Source organism: Faecalimonas umbilicata (genome assembly GCF_004346095.1).
In the GTDB taxonomy this organism is placed as follows: domain Bacteria; phylum Bacillota; class Clostridia; order Lachnospirales; family Lachnospiraceae; genus Faecalimonas; species Faecalimonas umbilicata.
Genome location: NZ_SLZV01000001.1, coordinates 44,365 through 63,924 on the forward strand (window position 1 = coordinate 44,365; position 19,560 = coordinate 63,924).

At 43.6% G+C, this 19,560-nt stretch carries 16 protein-coding genes; all 16 read right to left on the bottom strand.

Going from position 1 to position 19,560, the window contains the following annotated elements; all coding sequences use genetic code 11:
- Positions 1-28: 28 nt before the first annotated feature.
- The 16 genes from EDD74_RS00240 to EDD74_RS00315 all read right to left on the bottom strand — a co-directional run bounded on the left by EDD74_RS00240 (position 29) and on the right by EDD74_RS00315 (position 19,384).
- Complete coding sequence (locus EDD74_RS00240) at positions 29-883, bottom strand: DUF4097 family beta strand repeat-containing protein (RefSeq protein ID WP_116441192.1); 855 nt, start codon at positions 881-883, stop codon at positions 29-31.
- Complete coding sequence (locus EDD74_RS00245) at positions 880-1,587, bottom strand: DUF1700 domain-containing protein (RefSeq protein ID WP_009263592.1); 708 nt, start codon at positions 1,585-1,587, stop codon at positions 880-882. Before EDD74_RS00245 ends, EDD74_RS00240 begins: the two co-directional genes overlap by 4 nt.
- Complete coding sequence (locus EDD74_RS00250; RefSeq protein WP_008977377.1) at positions 1,584-1,907, bottom strand: PadR family transcriptional regulator; 324 nt, start codon at positions 1,905-1,907, stop codon at positions 1,584-1,586. The genes EDD74_RS00245 and EDD74_RS00250 overlap by 4 nt, the downstream gene beginning before the upstream one ends.
- Before the next feature lie 278 nt (positions 1,908-2,185).
- Positions 2,186-2,458: a DUF1294 domain-containing protein gene (locus tag EDD74_RS00255; protein WP_009263593.1), complete on the bottom strand. Its 273-nt coding sequence runs from the start codon at positions 2,456-2,458 to the stop codon at positions 2,186-2,188.
- The gene (gene addA, locus EDD74_RS00260; protein ID WP_116441191.1) at positions 2,455-6,144 is read right to left on the bottom strand and encodes a helicase-exonuclease AddAB subunit AddA; all 3,690 of its coding nucleotides are present in this window, start codon (positions 6,142-6,144) and stop codon (positions 2,455-2,457) included. Before addA ends, EDD74_RS00255 begins: the two co-directional genes overlap by 4 nt.
- 31 nt (positions 6,145-6,175) lie before the next feature.
- On the bottom strand, positions 6,176-9,586 hold the full coding sequence (gene addB / locus EDD74_RS00265) for a helicase-exonuclease AddAB subunit AddB (protein WP_116441190.1): 3,411 nt from the start codon (positions 9,584-9,586) through the stop codon (positions 6,176-6,178).
- 10 nt (positions 9,587-9,596) lie between these two features.
- A complete protein-coding gene (locus tag EDD74_RS00270) occupies positions 9,597-10,634 on the bottom strand; it encodes a hypothetical protein (RefSeq protein ID WP_116441189.1) in 1,038 nt (345 codons plus the stop codon).
- Positions 10,635-10,772: 138 nt separating this feature from the next.
- Positions 10,773-11,528, bottom strand: coding sequence for a hypothetical protein (locus tag EDD74_RS00275; RefSeq protein WP_116441188.1), 756 nt, complete (start codon positions 11,526-11,528; stop codon positions 10,773-10,775).
- A gap of 12 nt (positions 11,529-11,540) precedes the next feature.
- The gene (locus EDD74_RS00280) at positions 11,541-12,398 is read right to left on the bottom strand and encodes an ABC transporter ATP-binding protein (RefSeq protein ID WP_116441187.1); all 858 of its coding nucleotides are present in this window, start codon (positions 12,396-12,398) and stop codon (positions 11,541-11,543) included.
- Entirely contained in the window at positions 12,395-12,763 is a 369-nt protein-coding gene (locus EDD74_RS00285) for a GntR family transcriptional regulator (protein WP_116441186.1), read from the bottom strand. Before EDD74_RS00285 ends, EDD74_RS00280 begins: the two co-directional genes overlap by 4 nt.
- A gap of 219 nt (positions 12,764-12,982) precedes the next feature.
- Positions 12,983-13,399: a hypothetical protein gene (locus tag EDD74_RS00290; RefSeq protein ID WP_009263599.1), complete on the bottom strand. Its 417-nt coding sequence runs from the start codon at positions 13,397-13,399 to the stop codon at positions 12,983-12,985.
- Positions 13,400-13,580: 181 nt separating this feature from the next.
- Complete coding sequence (locus EDD74_RS00295) at positions 13,581-14,516, bottom strand: ATP-binding cassette domain-containing protein (protein WP_009263600.1); 936 nt, start codon at positions 14,514-14,516, stop codon at positions 13,581-13,583.
- A 5-nt stretch (positions 14,517-14,521) separates the two neighbouring features.
- A complete protein-coding gene (locus tag EDD74_RS00300; protein ID WP_009263601.1) occupies positions 14,522-15,562 on the bottom strand; it encodes an ABC transporter ATP-binding protein in 1,041 nt (346 codons plus the stop codon).
- A 14-nt stretch (positions 15,563-15,576) separates the two neighbouring features.
- Positions 15,577-16,503, bottom strand: a complete 927-nt coding sequence (oppC, locus tag EDD74_RS00305; protein ID WP_116441185.1) for an oligopeptide ABC transporter permease OppC — start codon at positions 16,501-16,503, stop codon at positions 15,577-15,579.
- On the bottom strand, positions 16,503-17,453 hold the full coding sequence (locus EDD74_RS00310; RefSeq protein ID WP_009263603.1) for an ABC transporter permease: 951 nt from the start codon (positions 17,451-17,453) through the stop codon (positions 16,503-16,505). Before EDD74_RS00310 ends, oppC begins: the two co-directional genes overlap by 1 nt.
- Entirely contained in the window at positions 17,453-19,384 is a 1,932-nt protein-coding gene (locus EDD74_RS00315; RefSeq protein WP_116441184.1) for a peptide ABC transporter substrate-binding protein, read from the bottom strand. The genes EDD74_RS00310 and EDD74_RS00315 overlap by 1 nt, the downstream gene beginning before the upstream one ends.
- Between the last annotated feature and the right edge of the window lie 176 nt (positions 19,385-19,560).

The following is a 19,560-nucleotide window of genomic DNA, read 5'->3' on the forward strand; positions in this document are numbered from 1 at the left end:
GTAAATTAATTTTCCTATGAACAGTGTTTCACTCCTGCTCAGAAAAGTCAATAGTAATTTCCCCGGCGCCGCATTCGATAGCAAGCTTTTTCTCTGCTCCCGGATGGATACGTTTTTCTGATCCCAGCGCCGTATATTCCTCATCTCCGATCCACACACTTCCCATTCCACACTCTGTGAAACATTCATAGTCTGTCTCTTCCCCTGCAAGTGTCAGATATATTTCTCCCATTCCACATTCGATTTCTCCTTCTGACACAACTGCCTCCATAATGTCAATTTCCCCGGCACCAGCCTCTAAAGTCATTGTCGTTGCATCGACTTTCTCAATCGTAACATCTCCTGCTCCCGCACTGATTTCCACATGACCACCGCGAAGCTTGTCCGCAGTAAACTCACCTGCTGCAATCTCACACTGAAACGATTCCAAACGGTATCCTTTTGGAATCCCAATCACGACCGGTTCTACGCTCTTTCCCAGTTTTGACTTTCGCTCTGTATTCTCGATCGTCAGTTTCTCACCGTCCTGGTAACACTGGATTTTTCTGAAGTCCTCTGGAATCGTTACTTGAATTTCTGCTCCATCTGTTTCCTCTACGATTATCTCACCTACACTTATCTCAACTTCCATCCGCTTTACATCTGTAAAAAGATTTTCTCTTTCACTCCCTGTGTACTGCTCTTCAGGAGCCCCATACGGAGAGGCCACCTCCGACAGATCATCTTCAAACAGTTCCCCTGAAAAGAAGTCGAAAACATGCTCTCCGTTAAATTCAATTGTATCTGTTCTTCCTCCAAGCGCAACACCCGCAATACAAAACATCCCTCCAGTCACTGCCACTACACCTGCTATGATCCACCCGGCTTTCCAACCTTTTTTCATCTTCTCACTCCTCTCTGCAAAATCTTTCTACAAATATTTACAGCTCCCTGAAACAGAAATGGTACCACCTTCAAAATCACCCACAGAACCGCCATCGATCCAAGCAATCCGACCGCGGTAAGCAAAAGTCCGATTCCACTTACTAGCAATCCTTCTCCGACAGCCGTAAACATGTGGACAATTCCTACACCTGCTGTAAAAATTCCGGAAATCAAAATTGCAATCGTTCCCATACCAATCCCTGCCACTGCTGCTACAATCCCGATCACCACCCCAAAGATGACACCGATAATTGCAATCACAAGCGGTATCACTATCGGCGCTCCTATAAGAATAATCGCAGCGAGCAAAATCACCTTTGCTGTCCTGTTGTGTCTCTCATTTTCATAAGTACCACGTTCTTCTGACCGACTCTGCTCATATGGATACTCTCCGGATACCGGCATTTTCCGACTGTCAAACTGAAAATCCTGATAACCATTTTCTGTGAAGGCTCCTCCCAGATCGCTTCTGCCATCCAGGCCTGCCTTTAACTTTTCTGCAACTTTCTTTGGGCTTTCCAGCTCCGAAATTACTTTTTGTTCATTTTCTTCTCCTGCCGCATCAAAATAATCATTATAATACTGCATTGCATCTGTTCGCTCTTCCACTGGCACATCCTGCAAAAGCGCTGCCAGCTCTAACATAAATTCTATTCGATTCATGCAGTCACACCTCCCTCAAATATCTCACTGATCTTCTTTGAATACACTTTCCATTCCTCGCGATACAGATTCAGCTGTGCCATTCCTCGATCCGTCACCTTATAGTACCGCCGGTTTCTGCCGTCAAACTGCATATCGTACACTTCCAGGCATTGATCTTTCTGGAGTCTTCGCAAAACCGGATACAAGGTAGACTCCGATACTTCCAACACTTGTCTGACATCCTGTGTAATTTTATATCCGTAAGTCCCCTGACTTTCTCTGGATACAACTGCCAACACAATCGCATCTAACAATGCCGCTCCTGTGTTAAATACCATGTCATCACTCCTTTATCTTTTTCTATTTGTGATTCATAATATGATAATAAATTTAATACTATTTATTTATCTATATTATATAGCGTATAATATTGTTGTCAATGTAAAAATATATAAGAATTTATGAAGATTTTCTTAATGTCGTGCCAATTTCTGCCTGAAACCTCCTCCATTTTCAGGCATACAGACAGGGGCGATACAGAATCATCTCTTGTATAAGAAACTACTTCTGTATCGCCCCTGTCCTTTATTATTCAATCCATCCATAACATCGAAAATCAGAATCGATTTCCCCATAAATACCATAGCACCAAACATTCTGCCACAAGTAATGCCGGCACACCAACATAAAATTTCGGTTTTCTCGTCTTGTGATGAAAGGTATACATTCCAAGAAGCGCCCCGGCTCCTCCTCCAAGCGCCGCCACCGTCAGAAGGGTCGCTTCTGGAATGCGCCATTTCCTTTTCACTGCCTTTCTCTTATCGATTCCAAACAGGGAAAACGCAAACAAATTGATCAGAAGCACGTAACCGATTGCGATTTCTATCATACTTGTACCTCCTCTTTCCGCGCAAAGGAATATATAATTTTCTCCTTTACTCTCTTTCCGGTAAGTCGTTCCAGCACTTCTCCATAATAGCTAAGCTGTTTCTCATATCGTTCTGCAAGCTCTTCCCGAGATGCTGCCCGGTCTGTCTTATAATCCACGACGACAATTCCGTCTGCCTCCTCAAAATAAACATCTATGATCCCCTGCACGATCAGAAGTTCTTCCTCTTCTTCCTGTCTCTCGAACAGTTCCGGATAAATTGTATCCGCCGAAACTCCAAGTACAAATGGCTGTTCTTTTTTCAGGCAGCCACTTTGTGCGGCTTTCCGAAGTCTGAGACCAAGCGGACTTTCCAGCAATCCTAAAATATCTTTGTAGTAGATACTTTCCATCATCTCCGGCTTAAGTTTCCCTTCCTCACAGAACTTTGCCGCCTCAGCATACAATTGCGAAATAGTATAACTTTTTCCAAAATCCAGCAGTTCCAAAAACTTATGGTATGCCGTTCCCCTGGATGCCCCGGACAAAGTTCCCGTGTATCCCGGCTCTGTTTTCTCCCGCATAAAGTTTGGAACCAAAGGAACTATCTCGGGCTCTTCATACAAAATTTCTCCTGCCTCTTCCTCAGGCTCTGACCTTTTTTTCAGTTCAGACACAGTAAATTTCAATTTCATCTTCTGCATGGCTTCGTATGGATACTGATAGGAAAACTGTTCTTCAATCTGCGCTCTCATTCTCTCATCATAGACATATGCTGTATCCCAGTTTCTTAAGAGCTCTTCTGTCAATGCCTGCTCCACTTCCTCCGCAGTTTCCTGCAAGATAAGATGTTCCGGAAAAATCTCTTCCACAACGAGCGGAACCTCCTTCTGGTACATTGCATTGGTAAACGGAACATTCATCCCATATCCATTCAGCAGATCTGCAAGCACCTGATTCCGAAACAGCGCCGGCAAAATCCAGTCAAAATACGATGTAGCCCTCGAAAGAATTCCAAATGGAAGCGCTGTTTGTTCTCTGGACTGAATGGAAGCAAAACTTTTCAATTTTTTCTCCAGATTAGAAATGCTTCCAATTAAAATCAGTTTTTCCTTTGCTCTTGTAAGTGCAACATAAAGTACGCGAAGTTCCTCTCCGAGATTTTCCAGCTGAACCTTTCTCTGGATCACTTTTTTCAGGAACGTCGGAATCTTCGTCCGGTACTCCAAATCGACTGCATCCACCCCGACTCCAAGTTCCGGGTGGACTACAATGCTTCCCGTCGTATCCTGCATATTGAAACGCTTGCTCATTCCCGCCACAATGACGATTGGAAATTCCAGCCCTTTACTTTTATGGATACTCATCAGGCGCACCGTATCCGCCTGCTCATCGGCAATGTTTGCCTCTCCATAATCAATATCATATTTCCTCAGCTGTTCAATATAGCGCACGAAATTAAAAAGCCCTTTATAACTTGTAGCTTCAAAAGCAATCGCCTTCTCCACAAGCATCTCCAGATTCGCCGCCCGCTGCCCGCCTCCTGGCATCGCCGCCACATAATTTCCATAGCCAGTTTCATCTAGAATCTGCCAGAGCAGTTCGTGGATGGCCGTATACGGGAGCCTCTCCCGGAAGTCCTCCATCTTCTCATAACACCTGTCTAATTTTTCTTGGATCGCTCTGTCGTCCCCCATCCGCCGGTAATCCTGCACCGCCTGATAAAAAGGTACTTCCTTTTCCTCGCATTTGATCTTGGCAAACTCTTCACTGGAAAGTCCTGCAAACATTGATTTTAACACAGCTGCAAGCGGAAGATCCTGCCGCGGATTATCCAGCACACGAAGATAATCTAACAACAGACGAATTTCTCTCGTCTCAAAATACCCCTCTTTCGATCCAGTAAAGGTTGGAATTCCTTCCCGGTTCAGCACTTCCGTAAAGACATCTGTCCATCCTTTCAAACTTCTCGTAAGAATGACAATATCGCTGTATTTTGCCGGACGATATGCCCCGCTTTTTTTATCAAATACCGGGTGTGCTCCCACAAGCTGCTTGATCCTTGCCGCAATTGCACGCGCCTCAAGCTCCCGGTCAGATGCTTCCCTTACTTCGGTTTGTTCGGAAAAATCCTCCGCCGTATTGACCAGCAGTACCTCCGTCTCCATTCCCGGCTTCTCCTCGTAGTCTGCTCCCACATACAATGCAGCTTTCTCATCGTATGTAATTTCTCCTAGTTCTTTTGTCATAATCTGCTCGAATACGAAATTGGTGCTGTCCAGCACCTCTCTTCTACTTCGGAAATTTTTATGGAGATCGATCCGCTGTTTTTGACTTTCTTCTATACTATATGTGTTAAATTTTTCCATAAACAGTTCCGGTCTGGAAAGACGGAAACGGTAAATACTCTGTTTGACATCTCCCACCATAAACACGTTATAGTTGCCTTCTGACACCGTAGAGACACTTGTGAGAATCGCCTCCTGGATCAGATTGCTGTCCTGGTACTCATCAATCATAACTTCCGCAAATTTTTTCTGATAATCTTTCGCGGCCTCAGAAGGGATGAGTCCCTCCTCTGTCTTTTCTGTCAGAATGCGAAGTGCATATTGCTCCATATCCGAAAAATCAATCAGGTGTTTACTCCGTTTCTTTTCCTCGAATGCATCTGCAAAGAACTGTACCAACCCTGCAAGTACAGACATCGTTTTCCCTGCTTCCACCATATCTTTCCACAATTCCTCCGGTGCTTCATAGAAAAACTGATCCTTAAGCGCTCCCACAATGTCTTTCACTTCTTCTCTGATATTCTTTACCGAGGCAGTGAGTTCTTCCGATACACTTTTGTCTTTGTTCGCTGCAAATCGCTTCCACTTCCAGTCTGCAAACAAGTCATACATTCCCCGCATCGTTGTCTGCGCCAGCAGCTTTTGAATCCTCTCGCGATCCTCCTTGAGTGCATCGGCATACATATAAGGGCCGTCCGGCTTCTGGCACTGTCTTATCCCTTCCTCCAGAAGTGCCATTGTTTCTTCCAACGCTTTTCTCAAACTCTCTTTCGCATAAACAGCTCCTTCCGAAGCCTCAAATGCTTCCATCGTATCTACTTCATAGGATTTCACACACTGACGGAGCCACTTTTCCGGCTCCGGATTGCTTCGAGAAAATTCATACAACTGCAAAATAATCTCCTCGATCTTCTTGTCGTCCCTTCCTGCTGCAAAACTTTCGATGCAATCCAAAAAAGATTGCTCACCGGCTGTATAACAGTTCTCCAAAACTTCTTCCAGCACATCCTGCCGAAGCAGCTTCAATTCTCCCTCATCCGCAATCCGAAATCCCGGATCCAGATTGATCATATGAAAATAGTCCCGGATGACCGAAAGACAAAAGCTGTGGATTGTCGTCACCTGTGCATTGTGGATCAGTGTCGCCTGTCGCTGCAAATGGACGTTTTCCGGCTGCTCCTCCAATTTTTTCTCAATCGCATCCCGAATACGTTCTTTCATCTCTGCCGCCGCAGCTTCCGTGAATGTCACGACGAGCATCTGATCTACATCAATCGGCGGCTCATCTACTGTTAGTCTCGTGATGATCCGCTCTACAAGCACCGCCGTCTTTCCTGAGCCTGCCGCCGCAGACACAAGAATATTTCTGTTTCTAAGATGGATGACCTGCGCTTGTTCCTTTGTCCAAGATACTCCCATCCGATGATTCTCCCCTTTCTTTTTTCATAATCTACTCTTTCACTTCTTGCTCCATTTGCTGCAATGCTTCCACATCTTTCAATTTGGAAAGTTTCCGATACTCATACCCCGGTATTTTCTTATCAAATCCACAGATTCCCTGATACGGGCAGTAATCACACCCAGTCTTTCCTCCCAGTTCATATGGAAGGATCTCTGCTTCCCCATCTAAAATCCGCTGTCCGATCCGATTTAAAATCTGATCTGTATATTCTGACAAAATGTTAAATCCTCTTCCGCTCAACACTTTTGACGTCTTTGAGAGGCTCTGATCCTTATTTCTTCCAACCGGGATCACATCCGAGTTCCCCGAAAAAGAACGATCCAAATGGGTGATGACTTCCTCTGAGGAATTGACGATGCCATCTGGTTTTAATTCTTTCAAAACTGCCTTCTCCCCAAGATTTTCTCTAACTTCCTTTTCCACAAACGGATCTTTCATCTGATAGTAGAAAATTCCTGCCGGAACAATCTCCTTCTCCGGATATTTCTGCTCTTCCATCTCCATCACCGCGTTCAAATAGACAATCAACTGTAGCTGCAATCCATGATACATTTCTCCTAACTGAAATGCTTTTGCCCCAGTTTTATAATCAATGACTTTGACATAGACATGCTCCTCATCCTCATACAGATCTACACGGTCAATCTTTCCTCTCAGCCGCATCCGTGCATGCTCTGACAGTGACAAATTAACCGACTCCAAATGTGCCAAATTCCCAAAGCTGATCTCATATCCCGCCGGCACAAAATCTCCCTTCTCCAGTTGCTTAGTCAACGCCCATACCGTTCTTCTAAGCAGACGTTTCATACGCGTGATCACATATTCATTTCTGGAAGAACTATATAACACTGCATTTCCATAGTTTGTGACACCTGCCTCCACACTTTCCTCGATGAGTTGTTCCCGCAATTCCTCAGAAACTGTCGTCCATGTCACTTGGTGCTCTTCTAATTTTTTCGAAAACTGTTCCATCGCACTGTGGAAAATATTCCCAAGATCTACCGGTTTAAATCCATAGACTGCACGCTCTTCCAACTTCATCCCATAAGTAAGGAAATGCGCATAAGCACAGGCAGAGAATTTTTCTAATCTTGTCACGCTGTTCTCTAAGATCGTGCCATAAAGCTTTCTAGCCACCTCTTCCGATAACTGATCGTGCGGACGTTTCAGATGGTTTGCCGCAAGCAATTGCTCCATCTGTACATGCCACTTAGGGTGCTTCCGATACCAAGTATATAGCTCCTTCCATGCTCCTCCAAATGTCTCACTTCGCACCTGCAGCCCTTCCACAAGATACGGAAGTGCCGTCTCCGGTGTCAGTTCCTTTTCCCAGAATGGCCTGTCTTCCTCCTCTTCCACCAAAAGTTCTGGATACATCCTTTTTAGATCTGCGATCAGATAGGCAGGACGCAGACTTTTCCCTTCCGAGGAGATTTTAGAAAAAGTCAAATACAGATACTCAGATGGTTTTGTCAGATGCAGATACAGATAAAATTTCTGAATGTAAGCCTGCTCCTTCGCCCCCGGTGCCAGTGCCACCTTCTGCTCCTGAAATCTCTCCCGGTCATACTCGGACAACAGTCCTCCTGCTCCCTGCTTTCCCGGAAGCCAGGTGTCATTTACTCCTGCCAAAAATAAAACTTTCACATCCTGAAGCCTTGTACGCTCGATATCTCCAACGACCACCTGATCGATTCCCGGAGGAACCACACCGACCTTTGCCTCCTGAAGCCCTGCATCGAGAAGTTCTCTGTATTCCCCGAGAGAAATCTGCTCTTCCCCAAGCAGTTCTGTAAACTTGTCAAACAGCTCCAGTACAATCCGGTAAATCTGGGCATATTCCTTTGCAAGTACCAACTGTCCCCGCTCCTGAAACTGCACTTCATATATGCCGATCTTCTTCTGCATCTCTTCCTGAACGAGAAATGCATAAATTGCCTCCGTCACTTCCCGCACCGTCTTTTTCCGGCGCTTCAATACCTCTGTGAGTCTTTCTAACTTCTCTATAAATTTCTGCCGGAATGCATTCCAACGAAGCATGTCCTCAGCGTCTGCATGCGGACTTTGCCTTACCCACATCTCTTTCCACTTCTTATATCCACGAATGCCGAGTGCCACCACATAGTTTTCCACATCGTCCACCTCTTCCCGTGTAAAACCGGTCAGATTTGTCCTCAGAAAACGGAACGTACTCTCATAGGAAAAGTTTTCGTCGATCATCGCCAAAAGACTTCTCAAGTATTCCACAAAGGAATTGAGCAGCACACTTCGTTTGTGATCCATAAAAAATGGAACCCCACAAATCCGAAATGCTCTCTCCATATATTCCGCATAAGTTTCCATATCACTGACAATCACAGCCATATCCCGGTAGCGGTACCCCTTTGTCCGCACCAGCCTGAGAATCTCTGAGACAACGAACACCGACTCTTCCTTTGGATTTTTGACCGCATGAAGCGACAGCATATCCTGCTTGTTGTCATACACCCGCTTCGTATAGCGGAACAAGTTCTGCTCTAAAAAAGCAAGCGGCGGATTTTCCCGGAATCTAACAGGAACTTCTCCCCGGTTTCCATACAACTGCACAGGAGGCTCTACCTCAATGTTTTCCTCCGCCGCAATGTGCACCAATCCGGTAACCATCTGCTTACTCAGAGTAAACAACTGATACTTATGCTTCAACTGGTAAGGATCCTCCCTCTGATCTATCGTCACAGTAACGGTTACTTTCCGGCAAATTTTTAAAAGCTGTCCAAGCACCCGGTTCTGTACCGGTGTAAATCCGGTGAATCCGTCAAGTACAACCACACTGTCTTTTAAAATCTCTGACTGCTGCACGACCGCACTAAAGACATCCAGCAATTCTTCTCCGGTAATATATTTTCCCTGCAGATACTCTCCGAATTTTTCCTGAAGTTTCTGGATATCGTGAAGCTTCCAGTAAAGCTGCGGGCCGATCTCTCCACTTTCCATTACACGCTCCAGTTCCTCTGCGCCAACATCATACTGTGTGAATTCTGAGATCACCGATTTCACTTCACTGATGTATCCAAGACGCCGGATATTGCTCCCCAGTACCTTTAATTCTCCTTCCATATCCCCTGCTGCCTTCCTTAGCAGCAAGCTTTTCCCGATATCGTCAAGCACGATTCTTCTGTTTCCGCCCACCTCCTCAAAAATGCGATGCGCCAGCCGTCCAAAGCTTAATACATCAATATTCATGATTCCATGCCGCGGATGCAGTCTGACTAATTCTTTCTGTGTCTGCATCGTAAACTGCTCCGGCACAAGCACAATGTAATTCCGATTTGGATTTTCGCATGCTCCTGCAATAACCTGTTCATACAGATATCTGGATTTCCCGGATCCAGAATTTCCAAAAATAAATTGTAACGACATCATTCACCTCTTACTTCTTTCCAAACACAACATTTCCCTGTTCATCCAGTATCTCATACCACTCCGGCACACGCTGCGTCATATAGAGAAACGGCCAGTCTTCGATTTCAAATTTCCGCTCTTTCTTTCCCGGCTCTTTGACGATCAATGCTTTCAGCGCCTTGCTGCAAATTTCAAATGCATATGCCCGGTCGTACTGTTCGACAAATCCATTTTTCTTCGCATTTCCAATCTTCACAGTCCGGACAAGTTTCATCGCTTCTTTCTGAAACCTGTATACATCTTCTTTTTCCTCGTAGGAAAGCGCTGCAATTTCCCTCTCTTTCAACTCCTCGGCATCTGCACCCAATGCAAGCACTGCCTCTGTTTTCGATGGAAACTTCCGGCATTCCTCCTCAAATACGCGCTGCAATACGGGATGCCGCGTCTCCTCTCCACAATCAAAAATCTTCCATACCCAGTTTGTCCGGATACTCCCCTCGCTGCGAATATAGTGATAGATTTGCTCTACGCCGCTTCTTGGGATCATCGTCGGCAAAGTCACCTTCAGGAAAGTCCCGTCGATCCCAAGTAAAGACAGTTCTCCGGTTTCACGCCCTGTATTCACTACTCCTACATTATTCCCCAGCTGCATTCCCATCGTCAGCTGCTTGGAAATATAGTAATCCGCCACACGAAACCAGTTCGCACTTTCTTTGACATCCCAGTTCCGGTCCAGATCCACCACCGTCTCAAAGACTTCTCCATCCAGAAGTCGGTCGATCTCTTTCCCATCCAGCAATCCCGATACGATCGGAACTGTCAGATATTTCCTGCGGCAGTATCGCACCATCGGCTTCCAGTACGCTTTACACCCTGCCACTGCTGCCGCAAAGATTCCAAACACTACCAGCCATGCTGCCAGACCGTTTCCTCCAGAAAGCGCCCACTCTGCCATCTGCATCGCCGCGCCCGCTGCGATCATCGCAATAAATAGAAATACTGTCACCACCATCATCTTCCGGAACCATGTTCCATGTCTGAGTTCTTCCTTAGAAATCTTTCTCATACCTCTCCTCCTCTCCGGATTTTCTGCTCACTCCTGATCTGTTCCTTCCTGATTCCAAAATAAAAATCCTCCGAAAATCATGTATTTCATTATAACATGATTTCCGGAGGAAATATAGAACGATCTCCCACTATAAAATTAATTTTCCCGTCTTACCACCGTTTTTCTGATCAACAATATACTGACACCTGCCAGAATCACCAGACCTATTACACCGGATATCAGTCCATAGAATGGATTCCCATCTGCGAGGCCGGATAACTTCATGATCGCATTCATGATGGCGATCATGCTCCTTCCACCAAACAGAAAATAGTCCGCGAGGGGATATACAAGCCATAAAACTGCCGGTACTCCAAATGCAAATATGATTCTTCCTATTTTATTCAGACGATACCAGATGATAGACACCATATACCCCGCCCCTGCAAAAAGTGCATACACTACAGACAGCAGTGCTACCGAGACGATTGCCCTCACAACGGAAGATACCTGCTCTAAAAACTCTGGATAAAACAAGGGTAAAATTTCTCCTCCAAATTTGATATTTCCCCATCCGTTCAGCTTTTGATCTACTGTAGCAAGCAAGGTATCAGCCACTCCGCACATCCCGGCACCGGCTGCGAAGACAAGCATCTTTCCTGCCAGAATCTGCTTTCTGCTCACACCATTCTGCAATAAAAACTGGAAGCTTTCTGTAAAACTACACATTCCGATGATCAGCATAAACATCGCCGACATCATATTCATTCCGTTCATCGTCACATATTCTCCACCAATCTTGCTCGCAATCAGCAATGCCAGTAGACGCATTCCAATCTGAACAAGATATAACATCCCAATTGACTGCCACACTTCTTGAAACTGATATTTAAAACTCTTCTTCGTTCTCATATACATCCCCCTCTAACGATTTGTCATCTGGATAAACATCTTCTGCAAGTCCAACTTCGCCACTTCCAGCTCTTCCGGTGCTTTCTTCCATTTTTCTTTGGAACTTCCGATCACATATGCCGTCTTCATCGTTCCGAGCATCTCCGTGCCGATCACATCCTCTCCCTGGCTCCATATGTCAACCATTTCCTTCTTCCCGGAAATTCTATAACCACCGGCAAGCAATTCCTCTGTCGCACAATTCTTCACAATCTTCCCGTCTTTCAAGATCACAACATGTTCGATCACACTTGCGACCTCTTCAATCAGATGTGTAGAAATTACTATCGTAAACGGTTCTTCTATATACTTCTCAAGAAGAATCCGATAGAACATCTCTCTGTGATTCGCATCCAGCCCAAGGACCGGCTCATCTAAAAACAGATATGGAACATTGACAGAAAGCGCAAGAACTAGCTTAAAAATCGACTTATACCCCGTGGAAAGCGTCCGCACTTTTTTCTTCGTATTCAGCCCAAACATCCTTGCAAGTTCCATCGCATACTCCATATCGAACTTCGGATAAAATTCCTTCGACCATTGAAATGCCTGCTGGATCTTCATCCCTGCCGGGTAAAGTGTCTGCTCACTCATCAGATACATATTCTGCTGTACCTGATCATTTTCCCTTGCAGGCTTTCCATCTACCAGCACTTCTCCCTGATCCGGAAAAATCCGGTTACTGATAATATTAAGCATGGTGGATTTCCCTGCTCCATTTCGTCCGAGAAGCGCATATATTTTCCCATCCTCAAACTGTACACTGACATGATCCAGCGCCTTTGTGTCCTTATAGCCCTTTGACACTTCTTTGATCTCTATCCCTCTCATTTTGAAAATCCCCTTTCTATCATCGAAATGATCTCCACATCTGTAATCTCCAGCTTCTTCGCCTCTTCTACAAGACGACTCACAAAATTTTCATAAAACTGGTCTTTCCTCTTTTGTCTCAACTTCCTTACTGCACCTTCTGTCACAAACATTCCTACTCCTCTCTTCTTATACACGATCCCGGCATCTACCAGCAGGTTGATCCCCTTAAGCGCAGTTGCCGGATTGATCTTATAAGTCACAGATAGCTCTGTTGTAGAAGGAATCTGACTCTCTTCCTGAAATACCCCTGTCAAGATTGCATCTTCCATCCCTTCTGCAATCTGCAAAAATACAGGCTTCTCATCATCAAAATTCAGCTTCATCTTTTCCTCCTCTCGTTATGTGGTTAGTTACTCAAGTAATTAACTATATATGCATTATATCCACCACTCCTACTTTTGTCAATTACTTTGCTTCAAAAAGTTTTGTAAAAAACAAAAAACCTCGCAACGTTTTCTATACGTCGCAAGGCATCTTTCTCTATTCTTTCTGTTCTTTCTCTATGCTATATTTACACCTATGCTGGAATGTCTTTTTCTTTCCTAGACCATCATTGCGATCAGAGAAGGAATCAAACAGACAAGCGCACACAACAAATCTCCTAAAAACCGGCACACAATCCGTTCGTCATCATCCAATTCCCCAAATGGAATCACCTTCTCATCGACAAAGTCTACCATATCTTTTGTGATATGTTTCTTTTTTTTCTCTTCTTTTTCCTCCAACAAATGATGGATCCGAACCCCATCCAGCCTAAGATATTGAATCCATGCCAACATAAGGAAAATACATCCTGCCACAAAAAGTGCATTCTCTGCAAGTGACCGATATCCCCCTTGATTCAAAAACTTGTCCCACAGAAGGCAAAGAACCATCGCTACAGCAAATTTTGCCACACACTGATATAACATTGGACGGATCATATATTTTTGAAATATCATACGGATTTTTTTAATCATAGTTTTTCTTCCTTTACCTAAGTATTACTTCATTTTCTCTGTCCAGATTATACTTTTTCACAAAAAATAAGTCTTGTCAAGGTTTTCCCAACAAGTTCTCCCCTCAACAAGACATACTTTTATCATTTTTATCCAGCTTTTAGACAACAGCTTCGCTTTTGCCTCAGCCGTGATATTTTTCTTATTTTTCGATCTCTCTGCGATATCCTTCCAGTTCTTTCTGATTTCCATAGACAAAATGTCCCGGCAGAATTTCTTCCCAAACCGGCTGATCCACACTGTAATCATGAATCGACGGATCATAAACAATAAGCTCTTTATTCTTCTCACGCTCCGGATCCGGAATCGGAACTGCAGAAAGCAGCGCTTTTGTATATGGATGAAGCGGGTGCAGGAACAACTCTTCTGCTTCTGCAAGCTCCACAATACGTCCCTTATGAATTACCGCAATACGGTCTGAAATAAATCTTACAACAGACAGGTCATGTGCGATAAACAGGTACGTCAGTCCTTTTGTCTTCTTCAACTCATTCAGAAGGTTCAATACCTGTGCACGGATAGAAACATCCAGCGCAGAAATCGGTTCATCCGCCACAACAAACTCCGGTTCCATGATCAACGCACGCGCAATACCGATACGCTGTCTTTGTCCACCTGAGAATTCATGTGGGAATCGAGATGCAAATTCCGGTAAAAGACCAACTTCCCGAAGTGCATTCTGCACTTTATTGTATCTGTCTTTCTCATCTTTGTAAAGGTGATGATTAATCAGACCTTCTGAGATAATATAATCAACTTTCGCACGTTCATTTAAGGATGCCTGAGGATCCTGGAAGATCATCTGACATTTTTTGATCACTTCAAGGTCGAGTTCTTTGGAAATCTTACCACTGATGCGACGCCCTTTAAACAAAATCTCTCCGGCAGATACCGGGTTGATTCTCGTGATCGCACGTCCGATCGTTGTCTTTCCTGATCCTGACTCTCCTACGAGCGCGAAGGTCTCTCCTTTATAAATATCAAAGTTCACATGGTCAACTGCAACGAACTTCTTCTTTCCGGTTCCGAAGGTAATCTGCAGATCTTTCAACTCAATCAGTTTTTCTTTTTCTTGCATAATTCTTACCCTCTTCCTTCCATACTCGCACGAAGACGTTTAATTGCCTCCGGCTGTTCAATCTTCGGTGCACGCGGATCTAAGTACCACGTTTTCGCCTTATGCGTTGGTGTGATCTCAAAGAATGGCGGCTCCTCCTCAAAGTCGATTGCAAGTGCCTTCTTGTTACGAGGTGCAAATGCATCCCCTTGAATCTTATTGAATAAGTTCGGTGGTGTACCTTCAATCGTCGGCAACGGTTCCCCTTTCACTCCTAGCTGTGGAAGGGAAGATAACAATGCCCATGTGTACGGATGCCATGCATCATAGAAAATCTCATTGACTGTACCATACTCAACGATCTGTCCCGCATACATTACCGCAACACGATCCGCTACATTTGCCACAACACCAAGATCGTGTGTAATATAAATAACTGTCATCTTCAGTTCTTTCTGAAGATCTCTGATCAGATTCAGAATCTGTGCCTGGATTGTTACATCCAGCGCAGTCGTAGGTTCGTCACAGATCAGAATATCCGGATGACAGGCAGCTGCGATCGCAATGACAACACGCTGTCTCATACCACCGGAAAATTCATGTGGATACTGATTGTATCGCTTCTCCGGAAATGGGATTCCTACTTTTTCAAGCATCTCCAGTGCCATTTTCTTTGCCTCAGCACCTTTGATTCCCTGATTCAATTCGATACTTTCCTGAATCTGTTTTCCTACTTTTTTCAATGGATTCAGAGAAGTCATCGGATCCTGCATTACCATAGAAATTTTCTTTCCACGGATCGTTCTCCAGTCCTTCTCTTTTTTATATTTCGCCAGATCTTTTCCATCATACATGATCGATCCGTGTGTAATACTTCCATTGGAGTCAAGCATTCCTAAGAAAGACTTTGTAAACACTGACTTTCCTGATCCTGACTCTCCTACAATTGCAAGTGTTTCTCCTTCATAAAGGTCTAAGGAACATCTGCGAATCGCCGTCAGTTTTCTGCCACGTAAGCTAAACTGGATTTCTACATCTTTCGCAGACAAGATTGGTTCTTTTGTCATAGCAGTCCTCCGTTCTATACGTGATTTCTCGGGTCAGCCGCATCAGAGAACGCATTTCCCACAAGGTAAAATGTAACTGTAATAAGAGATACAATTACCGCCGGGAAAATCAGCAGATACGGGTGTTCGAGGAAATAGTTACGGGCATTTCTAAGCAGAATACCCAGTGACGGTGTATCGATTCCAAGTCCAAGTCCTAAATAAGATAACGTAGACTCAAGTGCAATTGTCGACGGGATCGACAGTGCAAGTCTCAGAATAATGATACTGATCAAATATGGAAGAATGTTCTTTACGAGCACTCTCCAGATCGGAGTACCTAAGCATCGTGAAGCAAGATTGTATTCTCTGTCACGATACATCATAACAAGGTTACGCACATTTCTCGCCATGGTCAGCCATCCGAATCCAATCAGTGAAATACACATAATTGTAAAGGACTGCCCAACAAGAAGCGCAATCAATGTCATATAAATGATAACCGGTACGTTATTAATAATATTATAAACTTCTGTCAAAATACGATCGAGGCTTCTTATATATCCCCAAATACAGCCAATGATAACTCCGAGCACACACTCTCCAAGCGCAACGATCAGCGCCAACTTAATGGATGTCTGTGCTGCATACCATACCTGACACCAGTAATCACGTCCGAGGTTATCTGTTCCGAACCAATATTCACCATTCGGTGACTGAAATGCCATAGCCGAATTTGTTTTTAATGCAGCATAATCATATTTTCCAATATGCAGTGCGATGAAAGAGAAAATTACAAGTGCAAAAAAAACAATGGCCATCACAACTGCTGATTTTTTCTTCAGAAAATTCTGGAACACGGATTTCCAATAAGAATAGTCTGAATATCCGGTACGTTCCGCTTTTTCTGCAGAATATTCCACGAACCGAAATAAATCATCTTTTTTCTCATTTTCGCCCATTATCGCGTTCCTCCTTTTCCTGTAAGTTTAATTCTCGGATCAAGTAACATCATAAGAATATCTCCGAGGAATACACCCAGTGTACCAAGCACTGCGTAAAGGACTACAAGTGTCTGCACGACATTTACGTCATAGCGGACAATCGCATCCGTAAGAAGTGGTCCCATTCCCGGTACAGAGAAGAATCTTTCTACCAAAAGAGATCCACCTATCGTGTAGAGAAATGACGCCGGAACATATTGAGCCAGCGGTACAAATGCGTTCTTAAAGACATGTTTAATCATAATTCCCGCAGAAGAAGTACCCTTCACACGAGCCAGCTTAATGTAATCCTTATTCAGTTCATCTACCATATAACGTCTCGTCCAGAGTGCATAACTTGCGATAGATGCCAGTGACAGACATACGATCGGAAGTATACTTGTCTCTGACGGATTCCGTGTCGAATAAAGCGACGGAAGCCCGAGCACTTTCGAACCAAATGCCAACACAAGTGAGTATGACACAAGGCTTGGAACCGCATTTACAAAAATTGTGTATGCTGTTCCTACATGATCTAAGATCCGGTCTTTGTTTAATGTCTGGATAATACCGATAAGGATACCTACAAAAAGGGAAATCACAAGTGCAGTACATCCAAGTTTCATAGAAATTGTAAATTTATCGCCAATTACCGATACGACATCAACACCGTTCTGAATTCTTCTGGATTCGCCAAAATCGAATTTCAGAAGCTGCCCATAATAACGAACGAGTTGTTTCGGCATCGGATCTAACAGTCCTGCTGCCTGTAACTGCTCTTCTTTCTGCTCTGGTGTAAACTTCATTAACTGATCTTCTGTAAAGAAATAGTCTGTCGGAAGCATTCTCATCAACAGAAAAACGATCGTTACAACAATCAGGACTGTCACAACAGATTGTAACAGTCGCTTGATTGTATACTTAAACATTATTTATTAAATTCCTCTGCGAATTTCTCGTAATCTTCCGTAGTATAGGCGTCTACGGATGTCTCCCAGTTTTTATATTTTGCATTCTGCATACCATAGATTGCATGAGATACTGAGTAATCATTGATCTTTGATAACTGCCATGAAATCTCAAGGTTGTATGGGATTGTCATCGCATGTTTTAACATGTAAGCTTCTGCCTGTGCATATGCTTCATATCTTTCATCAAGATCTCCTGTAATTGCATTCGCTTTGTTTACAAGGTCTGTAAATTCTTTCCATGTAGCGATCAGTTCAGGATCTGTAGCATCGTTGATGTTTGTGTAGTTCATTGAATAGTAAGCTGTCTCTTCTCCGTATGTCTCCTGTCCGAGGAAGTTCTGCACATCACCGTAGTCAGCTCCCCATCCATTCATAACAACAGACTGAAGACTTGGATCGATAACTTCCTGAGTTAAGCTGGATACATATGTTCCGATGTTTAATTTTATATAATCATCCCCAAGACATTCTGCAAAGTTTTCCTGAAGAACTGTTGCAGAGTCAAGTGCTAACTGAGAACCAGCCGGGATATAGTAGTCCATCTCAACCGGGAATTTAACACCTTTTGCAGAGAGTTCTTCTATTGCCTGTTTCTTAAGCTCTTCTGCTTTTTCTTTGTCAAGTCTTCTCATCTTCTTGCCGTTAGACTCTGGAAGTTCGATTAATTCTTCTACTCTGTCAACGTAATCTGTACCATCTGAGAAGTATACAAGACCTTTCATTGTGTAAGCTGTATTCTCGCAGCTAAGTGGATTGATCATGTTTGCTCTCTCATAAGTTTTTGTCAGGTCAAGTCCGTAGTAGATAGACTGACGGAATGCTTCGTTTGCAATCGCTGTATTCCAGTTTGTATCATCAGATCCGTCTTCGTTCTTCTTTGCATAGTTGAATTTCATCTGGTAAGAGAATTTATTAGGAAGTTTCTCTGTCAGATAATCGTGATACTGGTTGTTCTCATCTTCGTAGATTGCTCTTAAGTTTGCTTCTGCAAGGTCGATTGTATCGATTTCTCCTGTATCATAGAGAGAGTATCCAACTGTTACGTCTTCGACCAGTTTAATTGTAACTGTATCGAAAAGTTTACAATCTTTGTCCCAGTAGCTTTCGTTCTTTGTCAGAGTCTTTGTGTTACCCTGGATGAACTCTGTTAAGATGTATGGTCCGTTGTACCATAATTTATCGATTCCTACAGATTTTACATTTTCTACACCAACTTCATCGATGAAGCCCTGAGAAATCGGGTACAGACATGCACATACTGCTACTGTATCAAAATATGGTGTCTCTGCTATACAGTGGTAAACTACTGTATAATCATCTGGCGTTTCGATTCCTACCATCTCAAGGAATTTCGATTTGTCAAGCTTTAATGCCTCATCTGCTGAGAGTGATTTTGTATATTCACGGTATTCCTTTGCACCTTTGATCATTGAGATTGGCATAGATGTGTTGTTACCAGCATCGTTCTTGTGTGCATTCAGGATCCACTCAAGAGCTGTTACAAAGTCATCTGCAACCATGTCAGCCTTTTCATTTCCCTGCTGGTCTACCCATTTCACATCGTCTCTCATCTTAAATGTCCATGTAAGACCATTATCTTCTGTACCCCATTCTTTTGCGATACCTGCCACTAACTGTCCTTTTGGATTTGTCTCAAGGAAACCTTCGTTTGTGTTACAAAGTACGTTTAAGTCAGCTGCCATCTCCGTATTCAAAACAAATACGTTCTCCATCTCACGCTGTGGCACTTCATAAGTCACAAGATCTTTAATCTCTTCTGAAGCCCCTTTTTCGCCTTTGGATTCTTTCTTGCCACTTCCACATCCAACAGTTGTTACTGCGAGTGCAGCTACCAGTGCAAGTGCAAGCCATTTGCCTCGTTTTTTCATAACTTTCTCCTCCTTTTATAATTTATAGCATTAAAGTTATTATAATTTTTCATTGCTGCATTGTCAATAAATTTTTTCATTTTTTTGCATGTTTACGCAAAATACTTTTCTCATCGTAATTCATCAGAATTTTCTATCTTTTTAGTATTTTTATATATTTTGTATTTCATCTACCC